Raw genomic sequence first — 24,171 nt, forward strand, 5'->3', positions numbered from 1 at the left:
CGCCATCGTGCGGGGGAGCGTCCGCGGCCACCGGTCCGGCCGCTCTCGCCGGCCGCTGTTGTGCAAGCGCAACAGTTCGGGCGATTGACATCCCGCCCCGATCTCGGCGAGCAGGGCGGCCATGGCGGCCTACGATTTCAACGCTCCCCGGCTCTTCCTCGACATCCCGATGCACGAGGGCGCGCGGCATACCCTCGACCGGGCGCAGGCCAACTACCTGCTCTCGGTGCTGCGGCGCGACGCGGGGGAGCCGGTCCTGGTGTTCAACGGCCGCGACGGCGAGTGGCGCGCCGAGATCGAACCGACTGGCCGCAAGGCGGCGGACCTGGTGCTGCGGACGCGGACCCGGCCGCAGACGCCGGCGGGCGACCTGCACTACCTGTTCGCTCCCCTCAAGGCGGCGCGCCTCGACTACGTCGCCCAGAAGGCGGTGGAGATGGGCGCGAGCCTGATCCTCCCGGTGGTGACGCGGCGCACGCAAGGCGACCGGATCAAGCTCGACAAGTTGCGCGCCAACGCGATCGAGGCCGCCGAGCAGTGCGGGATCCTGAGCCTGCCGGAGATCCGCGACGCCGCGCCGCTGGCCGCCGCGATCGCCGGGCTCGCGCCGGAGCGCCTTCTGGTGTTCTGCGACGAGGATGCGCCCGTCGCCGATCCGGTCGCTGCCCTGCGCCAAGCCGTTCCCGGGAACGGCACGGTTCCGCTGGCCGTTGTGATCGGACCGGAGGGGGGGTTCACGCCGGAGGAGCGCACCCTGATCGGAGACCGTCCCAACACCGTCCGCCTCTCCCTCGGCCCGCGGATCCTGCGCGCCGACACCGCCGCCGTGGCGGTGCTCGCCCTGGTCCAGGCCGTGCTCGGCGACGGGCGGCGGAGCGCGTGACGACGGGGGCCTGATCCGCCCCGTGCCGCGGCGCCGACCCGGTCGGGCTCGCGCCGCAATTCGAGAGACTTGATGACCGAGCCGCCCCGCGGCCGTCGGCCGATTCGCGGCCCGCGGCCGTCGGCGCGTCGCGGACCGCTGTTGCCGGAGGTGTTGCGTATGCGAGCGGATTTCGACGTCTGCCTCGAGGAGGAGGTGTTCATCAACGATGCGGGCAAGCGCGACGCCGCCCGGGCCCGCACCCGCGATTTCCTCGCCGCCTGCCGGGCCGGATATCCGGGGGTGCGCACCGAACTGATGGAGCCGCAGCTCGTCTGGTCGACCGAGCCGGCGAGCGACCTCGGCGAGGCCAGGCGCGCCCTCGCCTCCTTGCGCAGCGGGCTCGGAGCGCTGGCGTCCGCCCGCGGCCTCGCCCTGATGGCCTCGGGCACCCACCCGCTCGCCCTGTGGAGCCGGGTGCGCCCGCCGCGCGAGCAGGCCGCCCAGGGCCGGGTGCTGCGCGACCTCCAGATGGTCGGCAGCCGCAACGTGGTCTGCGGGCTCAGCGTCGGGGTCGGCGTGCCGGCGGGCGTGTCGCGGGTCGACCTGATGAACCGGATGCAGCCCTACCTCGCCCTGCTGCTGGCGCTGTCGACCTCCTCGCCGTTCTGGCAGGCGCAGCGCACCGGGCTGCTGGGCTACCGCCTCGCCGCCGCGCGGGAATTGCCGCGCAGCGGGCTGCCGCCGCTGTTTCGCGACGAGGCCGATTACGACCGCTACCTCGACACGGTGATGGGCTCGGGCGCCCTCGACGACCCGCGCCATGTCTGGTGGGTGATCTGCCCCTCGCCCACGACCCCGAGCCTCGACCTGCGCATCGCCGACAGCTGCACCCGGCTCGACGACGCGCTCGCCATCGCGGCGCTCTACCGCTGCCTGGTGCGGCGCCTCGCCCGGGAGCCGGAGCGCCACCGCGACCTCACCGGCGCCTCGCAGGCGATCGCGGCGGAGAATTGCTGGCGGGCGCAGCGCTACGGCATCCACGGCAGCTTCGTCTGCGAGGCGACGCGGGCGGCGCATCCGGTGGCGACGGTGCTCGCCGACACCCTGGCGCTCGTCGCCGAGGATGCGCGTGCTCTCGGCTGCGAGGCCGAGCTCGACCTCGCCCGCTGGATCGTCGCCCGCGGCACCAGCGCCGACCGCCAGCTCGCCCTGTTCACCGAGGCGCAGGGGCGCGGCTTGCCCCCCAGGGAGGCGCTGGCCGAGGTGGTGGACTGGCTCACCGCCGAGACGGTGGGGGCGAACCCGACGCGGCATTGAGGGAGTGGGCCACCTCCGCCGACGCCCGACGTCTGTCCCACCCTCAACCTCATCCTGAGGTGCGACTGGAAGGAGCCTCGAAGGAGGCGTCCAGAAGTCTCTGCGATCTCTGGAGGCCTCCTTCGAGGCCTCCGCTTCGCTCGGGCACCTCAGGATGAGGGGATGGGTGGGAGTATCGTGCCTTGAGCCAAGCAGGCTCAGTTCGCCGTCACCGCCCCACCGTGCACTCGATCTGCCCGTGCGGTTCGTCGGTCGCGACGAACACCTGGTTCGGGTTGTCGAGGCCGAACGGGGTCAGGTTCGCCAGGAGGTAATGCTTGTTCGGGCAGGCGAGCGTGATCGTGGCGATCTCCGGCACCGCCTCGAGGGCGGCGGTGCCCATGCGGTAGAGGCTGTCCTGGAGGCTGTGGCTGTAGCTGCCGGAGAACACCCGCAGCAGCGTGTCGAGGATGCGGGCGTTGGCGGCCTCGTAGTCGGCCGGCTCGGCGGTCCAGAGCCAGGACGCCTCCATGCTGGTGGCGGCGATGCGGTCGTGGGTCTCGGGGATGGTGGTGTAGGGATCCTTGACGTAGTTGGCCCAGCCCGATTCCGTGCTCTTCAGGAAGGTGAAGCCCGACAATCCCGATTCCACCACCGCGCCGCCGCGCGACAGCTCCACCCGGGCGAAGGGCTGGCCGTTGCCGTCGAGGGTGAAGGCGTGGGGATGGGCGACGCCGTCCACCGCGAGCCGGTTCCAGCGGGTCTCGTGGCCGCTGACGGTGGCGGTCTCCATCTGCGGGTAGGTGTCGAGGAGGCGCTGCGCCACCGCGCGGCAGAACGCCTCCGGCGGCAGGTCCGGGCACTCGCGGGCGACGACGTAGACCACGTTCTTGATCGTGTCGGTCGAGACGGTGTCGCGGTTGTCGGCGTGGGTGAAGGTGCGCTCGAAGGCGCCGGTCAGCATCGCCTTGACGGTCAGTTCGCGCACCTCGTGCCGGTCGCCGTCGCGGTGGACGCGCATCACCCGCACCCGCCCCTTGCCGTAGGTCTTGTGCAGCAGGGTCATCGATACCTCGTGGGGTCAGACGTGTTCGGCGGCGGTCGCCGCGGCGGAGGCGTCCCGGCCCGCCTGCTCGGCGCTGCCCAGGCCGTTGAAGAAGGCGTTGAGCACGACCGCGGCGATCGAGGCGAGCAGGATGCCCGATTCGAGCAGCGGGTGCAGCGCGTGCGGCAGGTTGCGGAAGAAGGTCGGCGCCACGAGCGGGATCATGCCGAAGCCGACCGCGATCGCCACCACGAACTGGTTCTTCGGCTGACCTCGGAAATCGACGCCGGTGAGGATGCGCGCGCCGGTGGCCGCCACCATCCCGAACATCACGAGGCCGGCGCCGCCGAGCACCACCTGCGGCACCGCCTCGACGAGGGCGGCCATCTTCGGCAGCAGGCCGAGGGCCAGCATGATCACCCCGCCGGCCACGGTGACGTAGCGCGAGCGCACCCCCGTGACCCCGACGAGGCCGACATTCTGCGAGAACGAGGTGTAGGGGAAGGTGTTGAAGATGCCGCCCAGGAGCGTGCCGAGCCCGTCGGCCCGCAGGCCCCGGGCGAGGTCCTTCCGCGAGACCGGCCGGCCGGTGATCTCGCCGAGCGCCAGGAACATCCCGGTCGATTCGATCATCACCACGATCATCACGACGCACATCGTGGCGATCGGCACCAGGTGGAATTGCGGCCAGCCGAAATGGAACGGCAGCACCGGGGCGAACCACGGCGCCGCCGCGACCTTGTCGAGATGCATCAGCCCGAGGAAGGCCGCCAGCACCGAGCCGGCGACGATGCCGAGCAGCACAGCGACGTTGGCGAGGAAGCCCCGGCCCCAGCGGATCAGGGCGAGGATCGTCAGCAGCACCAGGAAGGCGATGCCGAGGCCCCCGGCCTGGGCATAGTTCGGGTTCGGGATCGCCGCGGGCACGCCGTCGACGATCTTCGTCAGCGTCGGCTGGCCGCTGCCGGCCCAGTTGATGCCGACCCGCATCAGCGAGATGCCGATGACCAGGATGATGGTGCCGGTGACCACCGGGGGAAACAGCGGCAGCAGGCGGCTGACGAAGGGCGCGACCAGGAGGCCGAAGACGCCGGCGGCGATCACCGAGCCGTAGATGCCCAGAAGCCCGATCCCGGGTGTCGCCGCCATCGACAGCATCGGGCCGACCGCCGCGAAGGTCACGCCCATCATCACCGGCAGGCGGATGCCGACGCCCGGAAATCCCGCCGACTGGATCAGGGTCGCGAGGCCGCAGGCGAACAGGTCGGCGCTGATGAGGAACGCGACCTCCTCCGGCGGCAGCCCGAGCGCCCGGCCGATGATCAGCGGAACCGCGACGGCGCCTGCATACATCACCAGCACGTGCTGCAACGCCAGCGGCACGAGGCGGGCCGGCGGCAGCATCTCCTCGACGGCGTCGGCGGGCTCGACTGGCATGGGGTGCGTCTCTTCTTGGCGTTTGCGAGGGCAGCGCGATTGGTCCGACTGGACGCCCCTTGCGTCGCGCCGGCGCCTCATCGTCGCGCATCATGCGGGAGCCGCAAGCGCCGTGCCAGCGCCCGAGCGGGTTGCGCCGCCACGCGCCTGGGTATTTGTTCACCATTCCGGGCCGACACTGCCCACGCGGCCGGCACCCCGATCCGGGAGACGGCCGCTTTCCGTTATCGACGTTCAGGCAAAGGCAGCCATGCGAACCATCGTGTACGCCGACGGCGGCTGCGATCCCAATCCCGGCCCGGGCGGCTGGGGCGTGGTGATCCAGGCGCCGGAGGGCACCGTCGAGCTGTGCGGGGGCGATCCGCAGAGCACCAACAACCGCATGGAATTGACCGCGGCGATCCGGGCGCTGGAGCATTTTCCCGAGGGCGCGGCGATCGAGATGCGCTGCGACAGCCAGTACGTGGTGAAGTCGGTCACCGAGTGGATCCGCGGCTGGAAGCTCAAGGGCTGGCGCACCACCACCGGCCCGGTGAAGAACGTCGAGCTGATGCAGCGCCTCGACGAATTGGCGGCGCGGCGCGACGTGCGCTGGGTCTGGGTCAAGGGCCATGCCGGCGAGGCCGGCAACGAGCGCGCCGACCGGCTGGCGGCGCAAGGGCGGCGCCAGGCCCTCGGCCTGGCACCCCGGGCCGACATCGCGCCGGCCAAGGTTCCGGCCAGGGTGCCGGCTGCCTCCCCGGCCGTGCCCGCGCCGGAACCGGCGCCCCGCGGCACCTCGATCCCGGTGGACGGGGCCCTGGGCCTGCGCCTCTCGCGCGCCGCCAAGCAGGCCGGCACCACGCCGCAGGCCTATGCCGACGAGGTCCTGCGCCTCGCGCTCGATCTCGGGCCCGAGGGGCTGGCGCTGCTGCGCGAGGCGAAGGCGCGCAAGCTGCCGGCGGCGTGAGAGGCTGCTCGATCGGTTCTGCGATCGATCCGGAGCGTAGGTCAGTCTTTCTCGACGTCATCCTGGGGCTCGACGATGTCGAGAACCCGGGATCCATAACCGCTGATGGTACAGGGTAAGGTGGACGCGCTCCGACTTCTTCGGGGGCCTCAGCGGTTATGGATCCCGGGTTCCGCTGCGCGGCCCCGGGATGACGCAGTGAAGTGAGGAACCGTAAGCCAAAAACCCTTTGCCCCTCACGCGCTCTTGGGGAACGGCACCACCGTATCGCCGGCCGGTCCCTCCGTCCCCCGCACCACCGCCTCGATCATCCGCGCCAGCGTCGCCTGGTCGTAAGGCTTGGCGAGCCGCGGCAGGCGGGCGGCCTCATCGGGCGTGAGGTCGGCGTAGCCGGTGGCGAGGATCAGCTTGAGGCCTGGCCGCTCGGCCTCGATCCGGGTTGCGAGCTGGAGGCCGGTCATCTCCGGCATGGCGTGGTCGGTGAGCACCAGGTCGAGGGTGCGGGCGCGGCGCATCAGCTCCAGCGCCTCCTGGCCGGAGCGGGCCTCGATCACCCGGTGGCCCAGGTCCTCCAGCATCGCGGCGCTGTTCTCCAGCACCAGAGGATCGTCGTCGACGACGAGGACGACCTGCGACGCCACGGTCCGGGGCAAGGCGCGGCGGGCGGGCGCCTCGTCGGGGGGCGCGGCGATGCCGGGCGCGGCCACCGGCAGCCAGATCTCGGCGGTGGTGCCGGCGCCCTGGCGGCTGCGCAGCACCAGGCGCCCGTGCGACTGCGCCGCCAGGCCGTGCACCATCGAGAGGCCGAGGCCGGTGCCGCGCCCGACGCCCTTGGTGGTGAAGAACGGCTCCTGCGCCCGGGCGAGCGTCGCCTCGTCCATGCCGGTGCCGGTATCGGCGACCGAGAGGCAGAGCATCGGAGCGCCCTCCCCGTCCCCCGGCTCGAGCCGCGCCGCGACCGTGACGGTACCGCCCTCCGGCATCGCGTCGCGGGCGTTGACCACGAGGTTGAGGAGCGCGAGCTCGAGCTGGTGGGCGTCGACCAGGGCCGGCGGCAGGCCGACGGGAAACCGCGTCTCGATCCGGATGCCCGGGCCGATCGAGCGCTGGAGCAGGTCGGTCATGTCGCGCACCAGGCGCGCGAGCTCGACCGCGGCGGGCTTCAGGTCCTGGCGCCGGGCGAAGGCGAGCATCCGCTGGGTCAGGGCCGCGCCGCGCTCGGCGCCCTGCACCGCGTTGTCGAGCAGGCGCAGCAGGCGGGGATCGTCGGGCAGGCGCTTGCGCAGCAATTCCAGGCTGCCCAGCACCGCCATCAGGAGGTTGTTGAAGTCGTGGGCGACGCCGCCGGTGAGCTGGCCCACCGCCTCCATCTTCTGCGCCTGGGCGAGCGCTCCTTGCGCCTGCTCCAGGGCGTCCTGCGCGCGCTTGCGCTCGGTGATGTCGCGGGTGACCTTGGCGAAGCCGACGAGCCGGCCGCCCTCGCCGACGATCGGGTCGATGACGACGCTCGCCCAGAACCGGGTGCCGTCCCGGCGCACCCGCCAGCCCTCGGCCTCGAACTTGCCGCGCTCCGCCGCGGTGGCGAGCGCGCGGGCCGGCACGCCCGCCGCCCGGTCCTCCTCGGTGTAGAAGCGCGAGAAGTGGGTGCCCACGATCTCCCCGGCCTCGTAGCCCTTGATCCGGTGGGCGCCGGAATTCCAGTTCGCCACCACGCCGTCGCAGTCGAGCATGAAGATCGCGTAGTCGGTCACGCTCTGGAGGAGCAGGCGGTAGCGTTCCTCGCTCTCGCGCAAGGCCGCCGCCTCGCGGGCGGCGCGCTGCGAGACCCGGCGGTCGATCGCGGCGGCGAGCAGGGCGAGGGTGAAGACCAGGAAGGTCACCGCCGTGACCCCGACGGCGAGGCGGACCTGGTCGACCCCCGCCCCGGCCTGGTCCTCGCCTGCGAGGTGCGAGACGTGCAGGCCCTGCATGGCGGCGTAATGCATGCCCGCGATGGCGAGCCCCATCGCCCCGGAGGCCGCGACCCGCAATGGCAGCCCGGTCTCGCCGAGCGCCAGCCGGATCGCCACCGTGGCGGCTCCCCCGGCGATCAGCACCGAGGCGGCGACCCAGGCCGGGTCGTAGTGGATGGCGGCGGGCAGGCGCAAAGCCGCCATGCCGGTATAGTGCATCGAGACGATGCCGAGCCCGGTCACCAGGCCCGCCGCGACGACGGCCCCCGGCCCGGCGCCCGGCTTCTGCGCGACGGCGAGGCCGAACGCCGTCACGACGATCGGAAGCGCGAGGGAGAGCAGCGTCAGGCCGAGGTCGTAGGTGACCTCGACGCCCGGCAGGCGGAAGGCCAGCATCGCCACGAAGTGCATCGACCAGACGCCGCCGCCGAGCACCAGGGCGGCGGTCACCAGCCAGGCCCCCCGGGCCCAGCCGGCCGACGCGGTCATCCGGCCGGCCAGATCCAGCGCCACGAACGACGCCAGCATCGCGATCGCGATCGACAGGGCGACGAGGACGGGATCGTGAACGCCGGCATGCGTCATCGGTGACCTTGAGGCTCGCGCGGGCGGCCGCCGGAATGGGGGCCGTCCACCCCCGGCTCGGCCGAGCCGGGGGGCTTCGAGCCGCAAGTCATAACGCAGGATGGGATTTCGGGCGATGCACGAAACCCGGGTTGCGGCCCTCGATCATAACATTTGTTGGTTGTGGCTCATCCGGCGTTCGACCGTGTCGTCGACGCTACCAGGTCGTCGGCTTCGGGTTGCGCTCGTCGAAGCCCTTCTGGTGCCAGTAGGGGTAGATCGGCGTCTCGTGGCTCGCCGCGTCGAGGCGGGCGATCTGGGCCGGGTCGAGGGTCCAGCCGACGGCGCCGAGATTCTGCTTCAGCTGCTCCTCGTTGCGGGCGCCGATCACGATGTTGGCGACCGTCGGGCGGCTGAGGAGCCAGTTGAGCGCCACCTGCGCCGGCTTACGCCCGGTCTCGGCGGCGAGTTCGTCGAGGACGTCGACGATCCGGAACAGCGCCTCGTCGGCGACCGGCGGTCCGCCCTCGGCACCGCCCGATGCGATGCGCCCGCTGGCATTGGCGCCGCGGCGGATCTTGCCGGTGAGCCTTCCCCAGCCGAGCGGGCTCCACACCATCAGGGCGACGCCCTGGTCGAGGCCGAGCGGCATCAGCTCCCATTCGTAGTGGCGGCCGACGAGCGAGTAGTAGCCCTGGTAGGCGACGTAGCGGGCGAGCCCGTAGCGCTCGGAGGTGGCGAGCGCCTTCATCAGCTGCCAGCCGGAGAAGTTCGAGGCGCCGATATAGCCGATCTTGCCCGCCCGGACGAGGTCGTCGAGCGCACGCAGGGTCTCGTCGACGGGGGTGAGCGCGTCGAAGCCGTGCATGAAGTAGACGTCGATGTGGTCGGTGCCGAGGCGCTTCAGGCTCGCCTCGCAGGCGCGCACCAGGTGGTAGCGCGACGAGCCCTTGTCGTTCGGGCCCTCGCCCATCGGGAAGGTCGCCTTGGTGGAGATCAGCGCCCGGTCGCGCTTGCCCTTCAGCGCCTGGCCGAGGATCTCCTCGGAGGCGCCCTGCGAGTAGATGTCGGCGGTGTCGAAGAAGTTGACGCCGGCGTCGAGGCACAGGTCGACCATCCGGCTCGCCTCGGCGACGTCGGTCTGGCCCCAGCGCTGGAAGAACTCGTTGCTGCCCCCGAAGGTGCCGGTGCCGAGGCTCAAGGCGGGGACCTTGAGGCCGGAGCGCCCGAACTGCCGATACTCCATGGGTCTGGCCCTCATCTGGCGCCGGGCCGCGTGCCCGGGCGGGGTGTGATGGAGGGTGTCTTAGGAGCCGGTGAAGCGACGACAACCCGGGTGGATGCCGGTTGGGGATGCGTTGGGACGCGCGGACTTCCTCACGCCACCTGGCGCAGCTCCGGCGCGGCGAGCACGACCCGGTCGCGCCCCTGCGCCTTGGCCTGGTAGAGCGCCCGGTCGGCGAGGCCGAGCAGGGTGTCGAAGTCGCCCGTGCCCGTGTCACCCGAACTTCTGGCGACCCCGATGCTGACGGTGAGGCCAGGGACCGGATCGGGGCGCATCGCCGACACGGCGAGGCGGACGGCCTCGGCGGTGGCCGCCGCCTCGGCGGCGCCGGCCCCCGGCAGCAGACAGGCGAATTCCTCGCCGCCGAGGCGCCCGAACGCGGTCCCCGCGGGCAGGGCTCGGCGGGCGGCGTCGCAGAAGCCGACCAGCACCGCGTCGCCGACGGCGTGGCCGAATGTGTCGTTGACCCGCTTGAAGTGGTCGAGGTCGAACAGCAGCAGGGCGGTCGGCCCGGCCGCCAGCGCCCGGCGGGCCTCCGCCGCCAGCGCCCGGCGGTTGGCGATTCCGGTGAGCGGGTCGGTCTCGGCGACGCGGCGCTGCTCGGCCTCCAGGCGCTCCTTGGCCATCGCCATGAACAGCACCGAGACCGCCACGGTGTAGAGCAGGGCGACGAAGGACAGGACCGCCACCCAGAAGGTCTGCTCCGGCGTGCCGGTCGGCGGCACCGGCAGGACCAGGGTGGCGGGAATCCGCACCCAGAGCAGCATCGCCTCGCTGGCGAGCAGGATCGCCGCCGGGATCCGCGATGGAAGCCGCTCGCCGCGGTGGCGCCAGAGGGTGCGGGCGGCGAGCGCGCAGGCGAGGCCCGCGACCGTCGAGGACAGGATCACCCGGGCGCCGAGGGAGGCGTAAAAGGGTGGCACCAGGCAGGCGGCGAGCCAGACGAGCGGGCCGGCGGCGAGCCAGGGCAGCGGGACGGGTCGCCCCTCGAACGAGCGGGCGCCGCCCCAGATCAGCCCGTAGGCCCCGAGCATCACCGCGTTGGCGAGGCCGACCGACAGCCAGTCCGGGATGTTCCCGCGCAGGCCGAACAGCGCGACCGCGACGGCGCCGACGAGCTGGGCGGCCCCGAGGAAACCGAGCGCCCGGGTCTGCCGGGCCTGGCTCCAGGACAGCAGGTACAGCGCGCCCATCACGACCATCACGAAGACGGTTACGGCCATCAGGGTCGGCGCGTCCAGCCTCATCGCGTGCGTCCCGCCCCTCGCCACCCGGTCCTGATGTGTAGCACGGCCGGTTGCCCGAAGAATGCGTATTCGGGGCTGCGAAACCCCCAAATGGGGGAGAGACGAAGAAAATTATCCGCCGGCGCAGTCGACAAAAGACTAACAGGTGGACCTGTCCGCCAGGCTCAGGTCGCGAGGTCGGAGCCGCCGGCCCTGCTCTCCCAAGATCCGGCCGGCCGAGGTTCACTCCGCCGAGGAATTCCTCGGCCAAGGGATCCTCTGCCAAGGTTCACTCGGCCAGGCGCCGGAAGCGCCAGGCCACCCGGGTGCCGTCCGCCGCGGTGAGGTGGAGCACGATCTGCTCGGTACGGCGGGCGCCGTTGAGGGCGGCGAAGAACACGCTCTCCTCGATCACCGGGTCGATCTCGTCGGCCTCGAACAGCCAGGGCGCGCCGGCGCCCGAGAGCCGCACGCCGCGCCCGACCCGGCTCGCCCGCACGCTCGGGTGGAGGTGGAAGCGGATCGCCGCCTCGGTAGGACCGCCCCGCCCGCTCGGGTCGCGCAGGAAGCCGTCGTCGCCCTCCAGCAGGGCGCCGTCCGGGTGCAGGCGCCAGCGCCGCTCGTGCAGGAGGCCGAGCGTCGGGGCGTAGCCGTCGTGCCGGGCGGCGAGCACCGCTGCGCCGGCGGCGTCGGAGCCGCGCTCGACCGTGACCTCGGCGGGCCCTCGTACGACGACCGGCCCCATCCGGCGCTTCAGCCAGGCGGCGAGCGGGTGGATCACGCTCGGCTGCGGCAGGGCGAGGAAGCGGCAGGAGGAGGAATCGGCAAGGCACGCCGTAGAGTGGGCGGCGGTGGTGCGGGCGAGTTCGCGCATCTCCTCGCCGGTCGCCGGCATGCCGCAATTCACCACCAGCCGCTGCGGCCCGCAGGACAGTTCGAAGGACAGGCAGCCGGCCCCGGCCGCGGCGGAGTAGGCCGGCGGGGGCGCCGCGCCGATATCGGCGACGACCAAGGTTCCGCCGCCGCCCTCGAGCCGGGCGTAGCCGGTGTGGGGGGCGTGCATCAGGGGCTTGGCGAGCGCCCCGTCATAGACCAGCAGGGTCGCGAGCTGGTCGGCGGCGGTCGCCCCCATGCCGTTGTGGTGGCCGAGCGAGGCGTCGCCGTGGCGCAGGAGGCGCAGGAGCGGCAGCATCCGGTCGATGGCGTTGAGCAGGGCCTCCGGCGGGGCGATGTCGCGGCTCAGAAAGCTCTGGCGCAGGGGCAGGAGGTCGAGGAGCAGGTCCTTGGCAAAGCCCGGATCGCGGCTGCGGTGGCCGCCATCGGGCAGGATCTGGCGGGTCAGCTCGCGGTGGAGGAGCCGCGTGCCCCGGCGCAGGACCGGCTCGAACCCCTCGCAGCACAGCCCCGCATAGGCCAGCGCCACCGCGGCGACGAGCCGGTCGCGGGGCACGACGCCCCGGCGCAAAGCCCGGTCGAGGCTGCGGGTCGAGCGGCCGATCAGCTTCAGGAAGGCCTGGTAGAAGGCGTGGTCGGCCCCCTCCAGCACCAGGGGCGACTGGCACAGGAGCGAGATCAGCCTCCGCGCCACCACGGCGGGGCGCTGCGCGAGCGCCTGGTCGCCGCGCCCGGCCATGAAGTCCTGCACGAAGGCGCGGGCGTTCGAGCGCGACAGCGCGCTCTCGGCGGCGCGCAGGTGGCGCAGCCAGCCGAAGCCGTACAGGTCCTCGCCCCACTGGGCCGAGGGCGGCGCGAAATCGAACGGGGAGCGCCCGCCGGTGGCGAGCGCCCGGCCGGCGAACACGAACAGGCCGGCATAGATGTCCGCCGCGATGGTCGCGTCGCTGGTGTGCAGGTCCTGCGGCGCGATGACGAGGCCGGTCGGGCGCAGGCGCGCGAGCGCCGACGGGCGCGAGGTCGCGCGCACGGCCGCCCCCCGCAGGACGCGTCCCGCCTCGTGCCCGACGAGCCGGTAGAATCGCCAGCGGTCAGGCCCCCAACCCACGCCACCTCCTGCCACGCAGGTTTCGCAACAAGGACCGCCGGTTTCGCGACGAAGACCTGCGGCAGAACGAGAGCCCGCGCGGTCGACGCGTCGGCGCGCCGATGCGGGTCCTCCCGGGCCGCCGATGCCGGGCGGCCGCCCCCGTCAAGGAATGGTCAAGGATCATCGCGGGGTCAAACGGCCGGATCGCCCCGTGAACAGATTCCTCACGCGTTCCTTCCCGACGAGCCCTCGCCTCACGCCTCCCGGCGCTCCAGCCGCACGGCGTAGAAGCCGTCGAGCCCGCCGCGGCCCTCGTCGGGCCAGTGCGACGGCAGGGTGCGCAGGTCGCCCGCGGCGGTGACGAGGGCGGGGTCGCCCACCTCCTCCGGGGCGATCGGCCGGCGGGCGAAGTCCGGGTGGCGCTTCAGGAAGGCCTCCCCTTGCGCCTCGCCCTCCTCCGGCTCCAGCGAGCAGGTGCAGTAGACGAGGCGCCCGCCCGGGCGGACGAGCCGCGCCGCCTTGTCGAGGAGCCGGGTCTGGAGCGCGGTGAGGCGCAGGAGGTCGCCCTCCTGCTTCGACCATGCGACGTCCGGGTGGCGGCGCAGGGTGCCGGTGGCGCTGCACGGCGCGTCGAGCAGCACCGCGTCGAAGGGCTGGTCCTCCGGCAGCGTCAGGGCGTCGAGGGCGCGCACATCGGCCGAGAGCCCGAGCCGGGCGAGGTTCTCCTCGAGCCGCCGCAGCCGCGGGGCCGAGCGGTCGACCGCCACCACCCCGGCGCCCGCCGCGGCGAGCTGCGCGGTCTTGCCGCCGGGCGCGGCGCAGAGATCGGCGACCCGCTCGCCCGGCCGCACCTCGAGGAGGTGGGCCGGCAGGGCCGCGGCGGCGTCCTGCACCCACCAGGCGCCGTCCTGGAAGCCCGGCAGTTCCGGCACGGGCGTGCGGGCGTCGTCGAGGCGCAGGCTCAAACCACCCGGCAGGCGCCGGCCGTCGAGGCCGTCGTGAATCGGGGCGCCGGGGCGCAGCGTCAGGTCGAGCCCCGCCCCGCGGGCGTTGGCGGCGGCGATCGCCCGGGCGGTCGCCTCGCCGTAGGCGGCGATCCAGCGCCGCGCGAGCCAGCCCGGCGTGTTGAGGTGCAGGGCGTCGGCGTCGCCCTCCTGGCGGATCGCGTCGCGCTCGCGGGCGATCCGGCGCAGGACCGCGTTGGCGAGCCCGGCGAGGTGCTGGAGGCCGGGCTCGGCCTTGGCGAGGCGCACGGCCAGGTCGACGGCGGCGTGGTCCTGGACGTTGAGGTAGAGGATCTGCGCCGCGCCGGTGGCGAGCAGCGCGACGAGGCCGGGCTGGTCCTGCGGCAGGCCCTTCGTCAGGCGCCGGTCGAGGGCGTGGAAGATCACCCCGAGATGCCGGAACGTCGTGGTGGCGATGGCGCGGGCGAGGCCCGCATCCTGGGGCGGCAGGGCGGCGCGATGGACGACCGGCTCCATCGCGTCCTCGAGCGCGGTGCCGCGGTTCTTGCCGAGCAGGTCGGCCACGATCCCCCAGGCGAGGCGCCGCGCCGGCAGGCCGGCGGCCTCCAGTCCTGCTGCCCCCTTGTGCTGTCCGTCCATCCTCACCCCGCCGCGCCGCTCGCGCGGATCCTTGATCGGCCCGGAGACGGGCCCGACCTTGACGCTGCCGCCCGCGCCCTCCACCTCGGAGGGACCGGCGGCCTTCGCGTCCGGGGTGGCACCCGGCCGCCCGAGATGCAAGCGCCGCGATCGAGATGCGATCGAGAGTCGACCCCATGAGCGGACCCATCAGCGGACCCATGAGCGAGAGCGAGGCCCCCGCCCCCGAGACCCGGACCCTGTCGCCGGCCGCCCGGCGCGCGCTCGCCGAGGCCGAGGCCCGGCGCGCCGAGATCGACGCCCGGGCCGAGGAGATCCGGCGCGAACGCGAGATCAACGGGCGCGGCGGGCTGGAGCCGGTGCGCTACGACGACTGGGAGGTGAAGGGCCTGGCGACCGACTTCTGAGGGCTTGGCGCGATGGGATTCCTCGACGGCCTGCTCGGCCACGGCAGCGACGTGGCGCCGGAGGCGGTGGCCCAGGAGCTCGACGGGATGCTGATCCCGGGCGAGACGGTGCAGGTGGCGTTCCGGGTGATCCGCGACCTGATGGTCTTCACCGACCGGCGGATGATCCTGGTCGACAAGCAGGGCTTGACCGGCCGCAAGGTCTCCTACCTCACGGTGCCGTACCGGGCGATCACCTCGTTCTCGATCGAGAATGCCGGCAGCTTCGACCTCGATTCGGAGCTGACGATCTGGGTCTCCGGCCGGGCCGACCCGATCTCCCGCACCCTCAAGCGCGGGGCCGACATCCGCGGCATCCAGCGGGCGATCGCCGCGACGCTCCGGTAACCCACGGGAACGTCCCCGATCCGCTCCCGTTGGGGTCGCGAGACGTCCCCGACAGGAGCAGGACCATGGGCGATACGACGATCAAGAAGGTGTCCGGCGGGCAGTCGCCGCAGGGGCCGGACGGCCAGCGCTACCTGGCGTCGGGCAAGCACGTCGCGATGCGGCTGTGGGTCGACGAGCCGCCGACCGACGACAAGCCGAGCGCCGCCCGCGACTACGAGACCGTCGGCTACGTCATCGCGGGCCGGGCCGAACTGGTGGTCGAGGGCCAGACCGTGCGGCTGGAGCCCGGCGATTCCTGGCTGGTGCCGGCGGGCGCGACGCACACCTACCGCATCATCGAGACCTTCACGGCGGTCGAGGCCACCTCGCCGCCCGCGCAGGTGCACGGGCGCGAGGGCTGACCCGTCAGCGCGTCACCACCACGGTGGCGCCGACCTGGACGCGGCCGTAGAGGTCGGCCACGTCCTGGTTGTACATCCGGATGCAGCCATAGGACGCGAAGGTGCCGATCGAGCCCGGCCGGTTGGTGCCGTGGATCGCGTACTCGCCCCGGTCGAGGGTGAGGGCCGCGGCCCCCATCGGGTTGCTCGGCGAGCCGCCGGCGATCACGTCGGGCAGGCGGGGATTGTCCCGCTTGACCTCGTCGGGCGGCGACCAGGCTGGCCGGAGGTATTTTCCGTCGATGCGGGCGTAGCCGGTCCACTGCTTGCCGGCCTTGCCGACCGCGACCGGGTAGCGGATCGCCGTGCCGTCCCCGTTGATGAAGTACAGCCGCCGCTCGGCGGTGCGCACCACCACCGTGCCGGCTTCCGCCGTCGCGTCGAACGCGACCAGCTCCCGCGAGGCGGCCGGACCGGCCGCCATAGTCGCCGCGACGATCGTCGCCGCGGCCCATCCACTCTGCTTGTGCATCCCTGCGGTCCTCGAGCGTGACCTTGTCAGCCCCGTGATAATCCGCCGGGAAACCTGTCGTTCCGGTTGGCAAAGATGCTTGCCGGGGGGTGAAGAGCGGGATGGCGAGCGGAAGCGTTAAGGCTTGGTGTGTGCCGACGTCCACCCTCGCGGGGATGCCGGCCCCCTGCCCTATCGCCGGCCGGCTCCGAGACCGGCGCGCCGTCGCCCCTCACGCCGCCGGCGGGTAATCCACGTAGCCCCGCGCCCCGCCGGTGTACCAGGTCTCGGTATCGTCGGCCGACAGCGGCAGCCCCTCGGCGATCCGCCGCGGCAGGTCGGGATTGGCGATGAACGGGCGGCCGAACGCGATCGCGTCGGCGGCGCCGGCATCGAGGGCGGCCTGGCCGCGCACGCCGTCGTAGTCGGAATTGAGCACGAAGGCGCCCCGGAACGCCGCCCGCATCCGCGGCGCCACCGGCGGGCGCTCGGCCTTGCCGTTGGTGCCGTCGTAATCAGGCTCGCGCACCTCCAGGAAGGCGATGCCGATCTCGGAGAGCGCCGCGGACGCCGCCTCGAACAGCGGCTCGGGGTTGCTGTCGTTGACGCCCTGGCGCTCCTCGTTCGGCGACAGGCGAACCCCGGTGCGCTCGGGGCCGACGATCTCGGCCACCGCCGCCACGACCTCGCGCAGCAGCCGGATCCGGTTCTCGATCGATCCGCCGTAGCGGTCGGTGCGGAAGTTCGCGTTGTCGCGCAGGAACTGGTCGATGAGGTAGCCGTTCGCCGCGTGGATCTGCACGCCGTCGAAGCCGGCCTCGATCGCGTTGCGGGCGGCCCGGCGGTAATCCTCCAGGACCGCCCGGATGTCGTCCTCGGTCATGGCGCGCGCCTCGACGTAGGGCGCCTTGCCCTCGTAGGTGCGCGCCAGCCCCGGCATCGTCGTCGCCGAGGACGAGACCGGCTGGCCGCGCCCGGGCAGGCTCGGATGGACCACCCGGCCCATGTGCCAGAGCTGCGACACGATCGATCCGCCCGCCTCGTGCACGGCGGCGGTGATGGGCCGCCAGGCCTCGACCTGATCGGCGTTCCAGATCCCGGGCGCGTAGGGCCAGCCGAGCCCCTGCGGGCTGATCCCGGTCGCCTCGGAGATGATGAGGCCGGCGGAGGCCCGCTGGGCGTAGTACTCGACCATCATCGCGGTCGGCACGTGGTCACGGGTGGAGCGCGCCCGGGTGAGCGGCGCCATGAGCACCCGGTTGCGCGCTTCGAGCGCGCCGAGGCGGATCGGGTCGAGGAGGCTGGGCATCGCGGGCTCCGCTGCGCGGGTCGAGGATATCGGGGCGTCAGCGGGTCGGCTGCTGCGGGCGCTTCGTGGCGGCGAGCGCCGCCGCCTTGCCGGCGGCGGCGTAGAGGTTCAGGCGCGAATAGACCCCAAAGGCCGAGCCGTCGTCGAGGAATCCGCCGCCGGGCCCCTGCGTCTCGGTCAGGATCGCGTTCGCCTCGGCCAGGCTCAAGGCGGGGAAGGCCGCGGTCAGCAGGTGGCCAGCCTCGGGGGCGAGCTGGCCGACATCCTCGACGGTGCCGGCGGTCTTCGGATGGACCACCGGCAGGCCGTAGGTCTGCGTGGTGTTGTAGAAGGCCTCGTTCGCCGCGGCATCCTTGAACCGGCCGGTATCGGTGGCCGCGCAGGCCGCGACCGCGTCGCCGCAGGCATCCTTCAGCACGAGGCCGAGATCGCTGCGCGCCTTCTCCAGGGCGGCGCGGTAATCGGTGACCGCGACCGTGGCCTTGGCCTGCGGGCTCATCTCGACCGGGACCGCCGGGTTCGTGCGGGTCTGACCGACATAGGCCGGATCGTTGGCGAGCAGGTGCGCGACGGCGTGCAGCGCCACCGCGCGCCCGCCGATGACGTCCATGGCGTAATGCGCGCCGACGACGATGCGGTTGTTGCCGTACTCGGCCGCCCGCACGATCATCTGCTGGTAGCGCTCCGGCACCAGCAGCGCCAGCACGAGGGACTCGGTGTAGCCGTAGGTGGTGTGGCCGCTCGGGTAGGACGGGCTGTTGGTCAGGGGCTGGCTCGGCCCGTGCAGCCAGTCCAGGCTGTGCGAGGGGCGCTTGAAGTAGTCGTCGCCGCGATAGGCGTAGAGCCGCGGCAGGGTCTGGAACGGCCGGGAATTGCCGTAGGCGTCGGCCCCCTTGCTGCCGCCCGGGCGATCATAGGCCCGGCCGAACACGTCCGGCACGCCGCCCCGGCCTGCGAAGATGCCGGCGGCCGCCTCGGAGACGGGTTTCTTGCCGTCGGTGGTGCCGTTGGCGAAGAAGTATTTTCCGGAGTTCGAATCCGACTTCGTGATGTTGTTGGTGTAGCCGATCAGGTCGGCGACCGATTGCGTCGCGCTGGTGAACGTCTCGGGGTCGGTGTAGCGCGCCTTGTCCTGGTAGATCGCCGCGAGCCGGCTGCCGAGGCCGTCGGCGAGCTCGGTGGCGTTGCCGTCGGTGATGAAGCAGTCGCGCAAGGCGAGCTGGCGCTGCTGGTCGAGGGGCAGCAGGTGCGGCTGCGGCTGGGTGCCGAACTGGATGTCGCCGGTCACCTGGAGGTTGGCGGCGAGCGCCGCCTTGCCCTCGGGCGTGCCGTGCAGGGCGCTCACCGGGGCAAGGCCCTGGAGGGCGACGAGGTTCGTCGCGGTCTGCGCCGCCGCCGCGCCGGGCAGCGCCAGGCAGAGAATCGCCGTGACCTGGATCGTGCCCTTGCGCATCGTGTCGTCCCCCGGGTGGTTTCTTGTCGGGCGCCAGGAAACGACGACGGGCGCGTCCTGTCCAGCCCGGGCGAGCGGTCCGGGGCTCGGCGGAGGGCCGAAGGCCACGGTCCAAATCCCTTCATACAGAGCCCGTCGCGTGGTCTTGCTAGGCTTTTTGATAAAAAACCATATCATGGGCGGCGAACCGGCGCCGTCCGTGGCTTTGTTCGATGAACCGTCAGCATCTCGCCCATGCCGTCCGCGAGCGTCTGGTGCGTTTGCCGGCCCCCTACGACCATCATTACGGCGTCGTCCCGGCCCCGCCGCCGGAGGACGTGTCGTGTCCCGGTGCCCTGGACCGGCTCGTGGCCGCGAGCGCAGCGCTCGCGCAGGTTCGGACGATCGCGCAGGAGATACCCGACCCCTACCTCATCAGCCGCATCCTCACGCGCCGCGAGGCCGTCAGCTCCTCGGCCATCGAGGGCACCCACAGCACGCTCGACGAGCTGCTCGCCGTCGACGATGCGGGCGAACCCGACGCGATGCAGCGCGGAGCGGTCCGGCAGGTGCGCGACTACGCCCTGTCCCTCGATCGTCTCGTGCCGCAGGCGCTGCAACAGGGCCCCGCCCTCTTCGACCTCGACCTGATCCGGCGCCTGCACGCCGATGTCATGCGGGCCGATCCCGACTTCGCGGACGTCCCGGGCGAATGGCGCCGCAGCGTCGTGTGGATCGGCGGCACGGGCAACATCGCCTACTCGACCTGGAACCCGCCGCCGCCCGACCGGATCGCCGGCTGCCTCGCGGAGACGGGCGACTATCTCAGGAACGAGGGAATGCAGGCGATGACGCAGAACCTCGTCGTGCGGATGGCGGTGGCGCACGCGCATTTCGAGGCGGTGCATCCCTTCCGGGACGGCAACGGCCGCGTCGGCCGGCTGCTGCTTCCGCTGATGATGGCGGCCGACGGCGAGATTCCGCTCTATCTCTCGCCCTACATCGATGCGCACAAGGACGCCTACTACGCGGCGCTCAAGGGCGCGCAGCAGCGCCTCGACTGGGCGGCGATCATCGGCTTCGTCTCGGACGCGGTCGTGGCGAGCGTCGACGAGCTGATGGTCACGCGTCGAGCCCTCGGCCGGCTTCGCGTGGACTGGGTGACGCGGCGGCGCTTCCGGCACGGATCGGCCTCGCTGCGAACCCTCGACCTGCTGCCGCACTATCCGGTTCTGACGGTGAGGCGGCTGGCTTCGCTCCTCGCCGTCACGGTCCCGCAGGCGGGCCAGGCCGTCGACCAGCTCGTAGCGGCCGGGATCCTGGCGGAGCGGACCGGCTACGCCCGCAACCGCGTCTTCGCCGCCGGAGAGGTGCTGGCGGTCGTCAATCGTCCCTTCGGCGCAGCGCCGATCCTGCCGGGCCCGGACGGTGGGGGCGAAGCCGGGCTCAGCGCCGCCCCGGCCTGAACGGGGCGGCCTCGACCATCGTCGCCTCACCCATCATCGCCTCGGCCAGAAGGCGTCCGGAGGCCGGCCCGAGGGTGAAGCCCTGGTGGCCGTGGCCGAAATGGAACCACAGGCCGGAATGGCGCGGCGCCGCCCCGATCACCGGCAGCATGTCGGGCATGCAGGGGCGGATGCCCGACCAGGGCGCGTTCTCGCGCGGCGCGCCGAGATCGAGGAGGGCGCCCGCCGCGGCCTCGGCGCGGGCGAGCTGGACCGGGCCGGTCGCGGCCTCCGGCCCCGCCAGCTCGGCCCCGGTGGTGAGGCGCAGGCCCGCCGCCATCGGGGCGAGGACGTAGCCGTTTTGCGCGTCGAGGAGCGGCAGCTCCAGGGTGCGGGCGGGGCGCCAGTGCCGGTGGTAGCCGCGCTTGCGCACCATCGCGATCCGGTAGCCGAAGCGGCGCACGAGGTCCGGCGACCACGGCCCGAGCGCCACCACCGCGGCCTCGGCCTCGTGCGCCCCGTCCGCGGTCAGCACGCGCCAGCCCCGCCCGGCCGGCACGAGGCTGTCCGCGTCACCCTTGAGCACGATCCCGCCGCGCCGGGCGAAGAGGGCGGCGTAGGCCGCGACGAGCGCGCCCGGATCGCGGACCGACCACGGATCCTCCCAGTGGATCGCCCCCGCCCCCGTCTGCCTCAAGGCCGGCTCGGCCGCGGCGAGGTCGGCCGGCGACAGCGCCCGCGCGCGGACCCCGTAGCGCGCCCGTAAGCGCTCGGCCTCGGCCACTGCCTCGTCCATCGCGTCGCGCTCGCGCAGGAGCACGCGAAAGCCGCCGCGGCGGACGAGGTCGGCGGCGCCCGCCGCCTCGATCAGCGCCGCGTGCTCGGGGACGGCGTGCGCGATCAGGCTCGCATGGGCGCGGGAGGCGGCGGCGTGGCGGCGCGGGCTCGAATGCCACCAGTAGCGCAGGAGCGGCCCGGCGTGCCGGTGGAGGGAGCGCAGCTCGTAATGGACGTCGTTGCTGCGGCCGGTCGCGATCGCCCACAGCGTCGCCCGGTCGCGCGGCATGGCGTAGGGCTCGACCGCCTCGCTCTGGATGATCCCGGCATTGCCGAAGCTCGTCTCCCGCCCCGGCTCGCCCCGGTCGACGAGGGCGACCGACCAGCCCCGCTGCTGCAGGTGGAGGGCGGTGCCGATGCCGACCATGCCGGCGCCCAGGACGATCGCGCTACGCAAGCTTGCTGCCTCGGGAGGGTGGAAGGGGTTCGAAGGCCGCGGTCACGATACGCGGGACGCAGCCCGGCGCAACGGCGAGACCGGGGCCGGAACCCCGCCGCCCGCCGCGCTTTCCGGAGGGCTACCTCCGGATCCCACACGATCGCCGCCCCATGACCACCTACTTCACCAGCGACACCCATTTCGGCGACCCGCGGGTGCTGCGCATCGACCGCCGGCCCTTCCCCGACCTCGCGACCCACGACGCGGCGCTGGTCGAGAACTGGAACGCCGTGGTCGAGCCCGACGACACGGTCTGGCATCTCGGCGACTTCGCGCTCGGACCGCCGCCGGAGCGGGTCCAGGCCCTGCTCTCGGCGCTCAACGGGCATAAGCACCTGATCGTCGGCAACAACGACGCCCCGGCGACGCTCGCGGCGCGCGGCTGGCTCAGCACCGCGCACTACGCCGAGATCGACGTCGACGGGCAGCACCTCGTCCTGTGCCACTACGCGTTTAGGACCTGGAACCGGATGGGCCGGGGCGTCGTGAACCTGCACGGCCACTCGCACGGCAAGCTGAAGCCCGCGACGCGGCAGTACGACGTCGGCGTGGATGCCTGGGAGTTCCGGCCGGTGACGCTGGAGACGATCCGCGCGACGCGGCGCCGGGGCACGACGACCTGATGGGTCACGCCCGCACCTCGCGACGCTCGGCCGGGCGCGTGCGGTGCAACCCATCTGAGCAGTTTTACGCGGAACCCCGCGGGCGCCCCCGACGTTCCTCGGTCACAATAAGCAAGCTTGGCATCACGCTTCATCCTTGGGGCCGATCGCCGCAGCTGCTGATCCCACATCGTTCACGAGTTCAGCGATGACCACACCGCGTCGTCTCCCGTTCGGCTGGCCGCTCGCCACCGCCCTCCTGGTCCTCGCCGGCCCGGCCCTGGCCCAGCCGGCCTGCATCGGTGCCCAGCGCAAGATCGACGAGGCCGGCGCCCTGCGGTTTCAGGCCCGCCAGGACGCCCGCATCGGCGACAAAGACCGGGTCTGCGACAACCTCGGCGACGCCGAGGACCGCTACGAGGATGCCCGCGACCGCCTGGACGATTGCGGCCTTGGCGTCGCCTCGGTCGATCTCAAGAGCGCGCTACGCTCGGTGCGCCAGGAGAAGCGGTTCTTCCGCTGCGACTGAGCGCGTGCCGTAGCGCACACCGTTTCATCCCCGATTCACCCATCCCTCTCACCGGGCGCTGCCGCGATGTCGGCGCGCCGGATCGGAATCTTCGCCATGACCAGCGCCAGCCAGACCTCGACCGAGTCCCGCCTCTCTGCCCCGACCGCGGGTGCCCACTCCTTCACCGCGGCGCTCTGCGGCTTCCTTGGCTCGACCGCGGCGACGACCGTGGTGATGCTGCTGCTCAGCAGCGTCTGAGGTCCTCTCTAGCCTCCGGCGCTTACGGCGCCACCGACCAGAACCGGCGCCGGGCAAACAGCATGTCCGGCTGGCCGACCTGAGGGCTCCCGGCCTGGATGTGGGTCTGCACCGCCGGCGGCGGCGGGCAGACCGGATCCGGGCGCCGCGTCTGGATCGTCACCGGCTCGGGCCGCACGAGGCCCATCCTCACCTGGACGTCCGGATTGCGCAGGGCCGCGACCGTCGCGACGGCGGCCATCAATGCGCCCGCGATGGCGCCGAGAAGGAAGTTCAGCATAGCGGCCGGTCCTTGCGCCGACATCGTAGCGGTTTGAGGGCGATTCCCCGGCCTGTGGAGCAGTCCGGGTGCCGCGACGTCGCCCTTCTTTCACAACCCTAGCTTAACAAATCGATGGCAGACCTGCCTCCGGGCCCGCTTCAGCGGCCAGCCGGAGAGGCAGACGATGAGCTACGCGGCGAACGCCTACGCGCGAACGGCCCAGGTGGCGCTGACACCCCGCGAGGCAGAGGCTGCGGTCCTGATCAAGGCGGCGGCCCGCCTGCAGATGATCCAGGACAACTGGGACGTCCAGCAGACGACGCTGAACGACGCGCTCGGCTTCAACCGCAAGGTCTGGACACTGCTCTCCTCCGCCGCGACCGAGCCGGACGCGCCCCTGCCGGAGGAGATGAAGACCGCCATGGCCCAGCTCGGCGCCTTCGTGTTCAGCCGCACCCTCGATGCGATGATCGAGCCCAGCGCCGACAAGCTGACGGCGTTGATCAACATCAACCGCGAGTTGGCGAACGGGCTGCGGGGCAATCCCTGACCGTAAAGATCAGGTCAACCACATTGGGCTGCCCGGATGATCTTTGATCGTCCGGGTCATTCATAGGCCGGAGCGAGCCGAAGCGCGGTCTCCGTCGGCTCGCGAAGAAGCCCTCGTCCCCGGTGGAACGAGGGCTCCATAAGCCGAGAGCGAACCCCCGCCCTACTTCTGCTGCCGCCGCGCCAGCTCGCTGTCCTCGCCGGAGCCCGTGGTCATCGGTGCTTCCAGGCCGCTGGTGTTGCCGCTGGTGTTCTGCTCCGCCCCCGCGGGCATCGTCTGGTCGAAGTTGCGCCGGTTCGACGCGTGGTCGTGGTACTGCTCGGTCTGGACGTGCTTGCTGTCGAGGCCGCGCGCCGCCCCGTGCTGGGACTTGTCGCGGTTGCTCAGCACCATGTTCTCCTCGAGGATGCCCTCGGGCAGCTCGGTCATCGCGCCGGTGCCGGAGCCCTTGCCCTGCGCCCCGGGACCCATGTTGTGCCTGTCGGCCTTGGCCATGTTCATCCTCCGATCGAGCGGTTCGCGGGGGAGGCGCCGGCCATCGGCCGCGCCCCGTCCCACCTACTCCATAAGAGTATGAAGCGCGTCGGCCGGAGCAAGCGCAGCCGCAGCAAATATTGTCGGGAACCTTTAG

The 24,171-nt window shown here is 72.5% G+C and carries 24 protein-coding genes; 11 read left to right on the plus strand and 13 right to left on the minus strand.

Features of this window, described 5'->3' with window-relative positions; translation table 11 throughout:
- Positions 1-121: 121 nt before the first annotated feature.
- Together ACS5PV_RS01350 and ACS5PV_RS01355 are read left to right on the plus strand one after the other, a co-directional pair.
- The gene (locus ACS5PV_RS01350; RefSeq protein ID WP_455393586.1) at positions 122-883 is read left to right on the plus strand and encodes a 16S rRNA (uracil(1498)-N(3))-methyltransferase; all 762 of its coding nucleotides are present in this window, start codon (positions 122-124) and stop codon (positions 881-883) included.
- 159 nt (positions 884-1,042) lie between these two features.
- A complete protein-coding gene (locus tag ACS5PV_RS01355; RefSeq protein ID WP_455393587.1) occupies positions 1,043-2,182 on the plus strand; it encodes a carboxylate-amine ligase in 1,140 nt (379 codons plus the stop codon).
- Between the two features lie 208 nt (positions 2,183-2,390).
- On the opposite strand, the gene pucL is transcribed toward ACS5PV_RS01355, so the two are convergent.
- Positions 2,391-3,227 (minus strand): factor-independent urate hydroxylase, encoded by an 837-nt coding sequence (gene pucL / locus ACS5PV_RS01360; RefSeq protein WP_455393588.1) that lies wholly within the window; start codon positions 3,225-3,227, stop codon positions 2,391-2,393.
- Between the two features lie 15 nt (positions 3,228-3,242).
- Positions 3,243-4,643: a nucleobase:cation symporter-2 family protein gene (locus tag ACS5PV_RS01365; protein ID WP_455393589.1), complete on the minus strand. Its 1,401-nt coding sequence runs from the start codon at positions 4,641-4,643 to the stop codon at positions 3,243-3,245.
- A gap of 250 nt (positions 4,644-4,893) precedes the next feature.
- Between ACS5PV_RS01365 and rnhA the strand changes: the two genes are divergently transcribed.
- The gene (gene rnhA, locus ACS5PV_RS01370) at positions 4,894-5,592 is read left to right on the plus strand and encodes a ribonuclease HI (RefSeq protein WP_455393590.1); all 699 of its coding nucleotides are present in this window, start codon (positions 4,894-4,896) and stop codon (positions 5,590-5,592) included.
- Positions 5,593-5,828: 236 nt separating this feature from the next.
- Here the strand turns inward: rnhA and ACS5PV_RS01375 are convergent, their stop codons facing one another.
- From ACS5PV_RS01375 to ACS5PV_RS01395, 5 genes are all read right to left on the minus strand, one after another.
- Complete coding sequence (locus ACS5PV_RS01375) at positions 5,829-8,129, minus strand: MHYT domain-containing protein (protein WP_455393591.1); 2,301 nt, start codon at positions 8,127-8,129, stop codon at positions 5,829-5,831.
- Positions 8,130-8,325: 196 nt separating this feature from the next.
- The gene (locus ACS5PV_RS01380) at positions 8,326-9,354 is read right to left on the minus strand and encodes an aldo/keto reductase (RefSeq protein ID WP_455393592.1); all 1,029 of its coding nucleotides are present in this window, start codon (positions 9,352-9,354) and stop codon (positions 8,326-8,328) included.
- 131 nt (positions 9,355-9,485) lie between these two features.
- Positions 9,486-10,640, minus strand: coding sequence for a GGDEF domain-containing protein (locus ACS5PV_RS01385; protein WP_455393593.1), 1,155 nt, complete (start codon positions 10,638-10,640; stop codon positions 9,486-9,488).
- Positions 10,641-10,908: 268 nt separating this feature from the next.
- Complete coding sequence (locus ACS5PV_RS01390; protein WP_455393594.1) at positions 10,909-12,621, minus strand: heparinase II/III family protein; 1,713 nt, start codon at positions 12,619-12,621, stop codon at positions 10,909-10,911.
- A 236-nt stretch (positions 12,622-12,857) separates the two neighbouring features.
- Positions 12,858-14,207, minus strand: coding sequence for an RsmB/NOP family class I SAM-dependent RNA methyltransferase (locus tag ACS5PV_RS01395; RefSeq protein ID WP_455393882.1), 1,350 nt, complete (start codon positions 14,205-14,207; stop codon positions 12,858-12,860).
- A 200-nt stretch (positions 14,208-14,407) separates the two neighbouring features.
- Between ACS5PV_RS01395 and ACS5PV_RS01400 the strand changes: the two genes are divergently transcribed.
- From ACS5PV_RS01400 to ACS5PV_RS01410, 3 genes are all read left to right on the plus strand, one after another.
- Positions 14,408-14,614, plus strand: a complete 207-nt coding sequence (locus ACS5PV_RS01400; RefSeq protein ID WP_455393883.1) for a DUF1674 domain-containing protein — start codon at positions 14,408-14,410, stop codon at positions 14,612-14,614.
- Positions 14,615-14,626: 12 nt separating this feature from the next.
- Positions 14,627-15,001, plus strand: a complete 375-nt coding sequence (locus tag ACS5PV_RS01405; protein WP_455393595.1) for a PH domain-containing protein — start codon at positions 14,627-14,629, stop codon at positions 14,999-15,001.
- A 65-nt stretch (positions 15,002-15,066) separates the two neighbouring features.
- Positions 15,067-15,405 carry a cupin domain-containing protein gene (locus ACS5PV_RS01410; RefSeq protein WP_455393596.1) on the plus strand — a complete coding sequence of 113 codons (339 nt, stop codon included), beginning with the start codon at positions 15,067-15,069 and terminating at the stop codon, positions 15,403-15,405.
- A gap of 4 nt (positions 15,406-15,409) precedes the next feature.
- Here the strand turns inward: ACS5PV_RS01410 and ACS5PV_RS01415 are convergent, their stop codons facing one another.
- The 3 genes from ACS5PV_RS01415 to ACS5PV_RS01425 all read right to left on the minus strand — a co-directional run bounded on the left by ACS5PV_RS01415 (position 15,410) and on the right by ACS5PV_RS01425 (position 18,657).
- Complete coding sequence (locus tag ACS5PV_RS01415; RefSeq protein WP_455393597.1) at positions 15,410-15,916, minus strand: L,D-transpeptidase; 507 nt, start codon at positions 15,914-15,916, stop codon at positions 15,410-15,412.
- A 211-nt stretch (positions 15,917-16,127) separates the two neighbouring features.
- The gene (locus ACS5PV_RS01420; protein ID WP_455393598.1) at positions 16,128-17,204 is read right to left on the minus strand and encodes an alkene reductase; all 1,077 of its coding nucleotides are present in this window, start codon (positions 17,202-17,204) and stop codon (positions 16,128-16,130) included.
- Between the two features lie 37 nt (positions 17,205-17,241).
- A complete protein-coding gene (locus tag ACS5PV_RS01425) occupies positions 17,242-18,657 on the minus strand; it encodes a phosphatase PAP2 family protein (protein ID WP_455393599.1) in 1,416 nt (471 codons plus the stop codon).
- A gap of 254 nt (positions 18,658-18,911) precedes the next feature.
- On the opposite strand from ACS5PV_RS01425, the gene ACS5PV_RS01430 reads away from it, so the two are divergent.
- On the plus strand, positions 18,912-20,102 hold the full coding sequence (locus ACS5PV_RS01430) for a Fic family protein (RefSeq protein ID WP_455393600.1): 1,191 nt from the start codon (positions 18,912-18,914) through the stop codon (positions 20,100-20,102).
- Here the strand turns inward: ACS5PV_RS01430 and ACS5PV_RS01435 are convergent.
- Positions 20,083-21,315 carry an NAD(P)/FAD-dependent oxidoreductase gene (locus ACS5PV_RS01435; protein ID WP_455393601.1) on the minus strand — a complete coding sequence of 411 codons (1,233 nt, stop codon included), beginning with the start codon at positions 21,313-21,315 and terminating at the stop codon, positions 20,083-20,085. The genes ACS5PV_RS01430 and ACS5PV_RS01435 overlap by 20 nt on opposite strands.
- A gap of 152 nt (positions 21,316-21,467) precedes the next feature.
- Here ACS5PV_RS01435 and ACS5PV_RS01440 point away from each other — a divergent pair, with 152 nt between their 5' ends.
- The 3 genes from ACS5PV_RS01440 (at position 21,468) to ACS5PV_RS01450 (ending at position 22,728) form a co-directional block, all read left to right on the plus strand.
- Entirely contained in the window at positions 21,468-21,980 is a 513-nt protein-coding gene (locus ACS5PV_RS01440) for a metallophosphoesterase family protein (protein WP_455393602.1), read from the plus strand.
- 187 nt (positions 21,981-22,167) lie between these two features.
- On the plus strand, positions 22,168-22,488 hold the full coding sequence (locus ACS5PV_RS01445; RefSeq protein ID WP_455393603.1) for a hypothetical protein: 321 nt from the start codon (positions 22,168-22,170) through the stop codon (positions 22,486-22,488).
- A 96-nt stretch (positions 22,489-22,584) separates the two neighbouring features.
- Positions 22,585-22,728, plus strand: coding sequence for a hypothetical protein (locus ACS5PV_RS01450; protein ID WP_203154909.1), 144 nt, complete (start codon positions 22,585-22,587; stop codon positions 22,726-22,728).
- Positions 22,729-22,750: 22 nt separating this feature from the next.
- On the opposite strand, the gene ACS5PV_RS01455 is transcribed toward ACS5PV_RS01450, so the two are convergent.
- Positions 22,751-23,008 (minus strand): hypothetical protein, encoded by a 258-nt coding sequence (locus tag ACS5PV_RS01455; RefSeq protein WP_455393604.1) that lies wholly within the window; start codon positions 23,006-23,008, stop codon positions 22,751-22,753.
- Between the two features lie 166 nt (positions 23,009-23,174).
- Between ACS5PV_RS01455 and flaF the strand changes: the two genes are divergently transcribed.
- A complete protein-coding gene (gene flaF, locus ACS5PV_RS01460; protein WP_455393605.1) occupies positions 23,175-23,540 on the plus strand; it encodes a flagellar biosynthesis regulator FlaF in 366 nt (121 codons plus the stop codon).
- Between the two features lie 162 nt (positions 23,541-23,702).
- Here flaF and ACS5PV_RS01465 read toward each other — a convergent pair whose 3' ends face one another.
- Positions 23,703-24,035, minus strand: coding sequence for a hypothetical protein (locus ACS5PV_RS01465; protein ID WP_455393884.1), 333 nt, complete (start codon positions 24,033-24,035; stop codon positions 23,703-23,705).
- Positions 24,036-24,171: the final 136 nt, after the last annotated feature.

It is taken from the genome of Methylobacterium sp. Gmos1 (assembly GCF_053764715.1).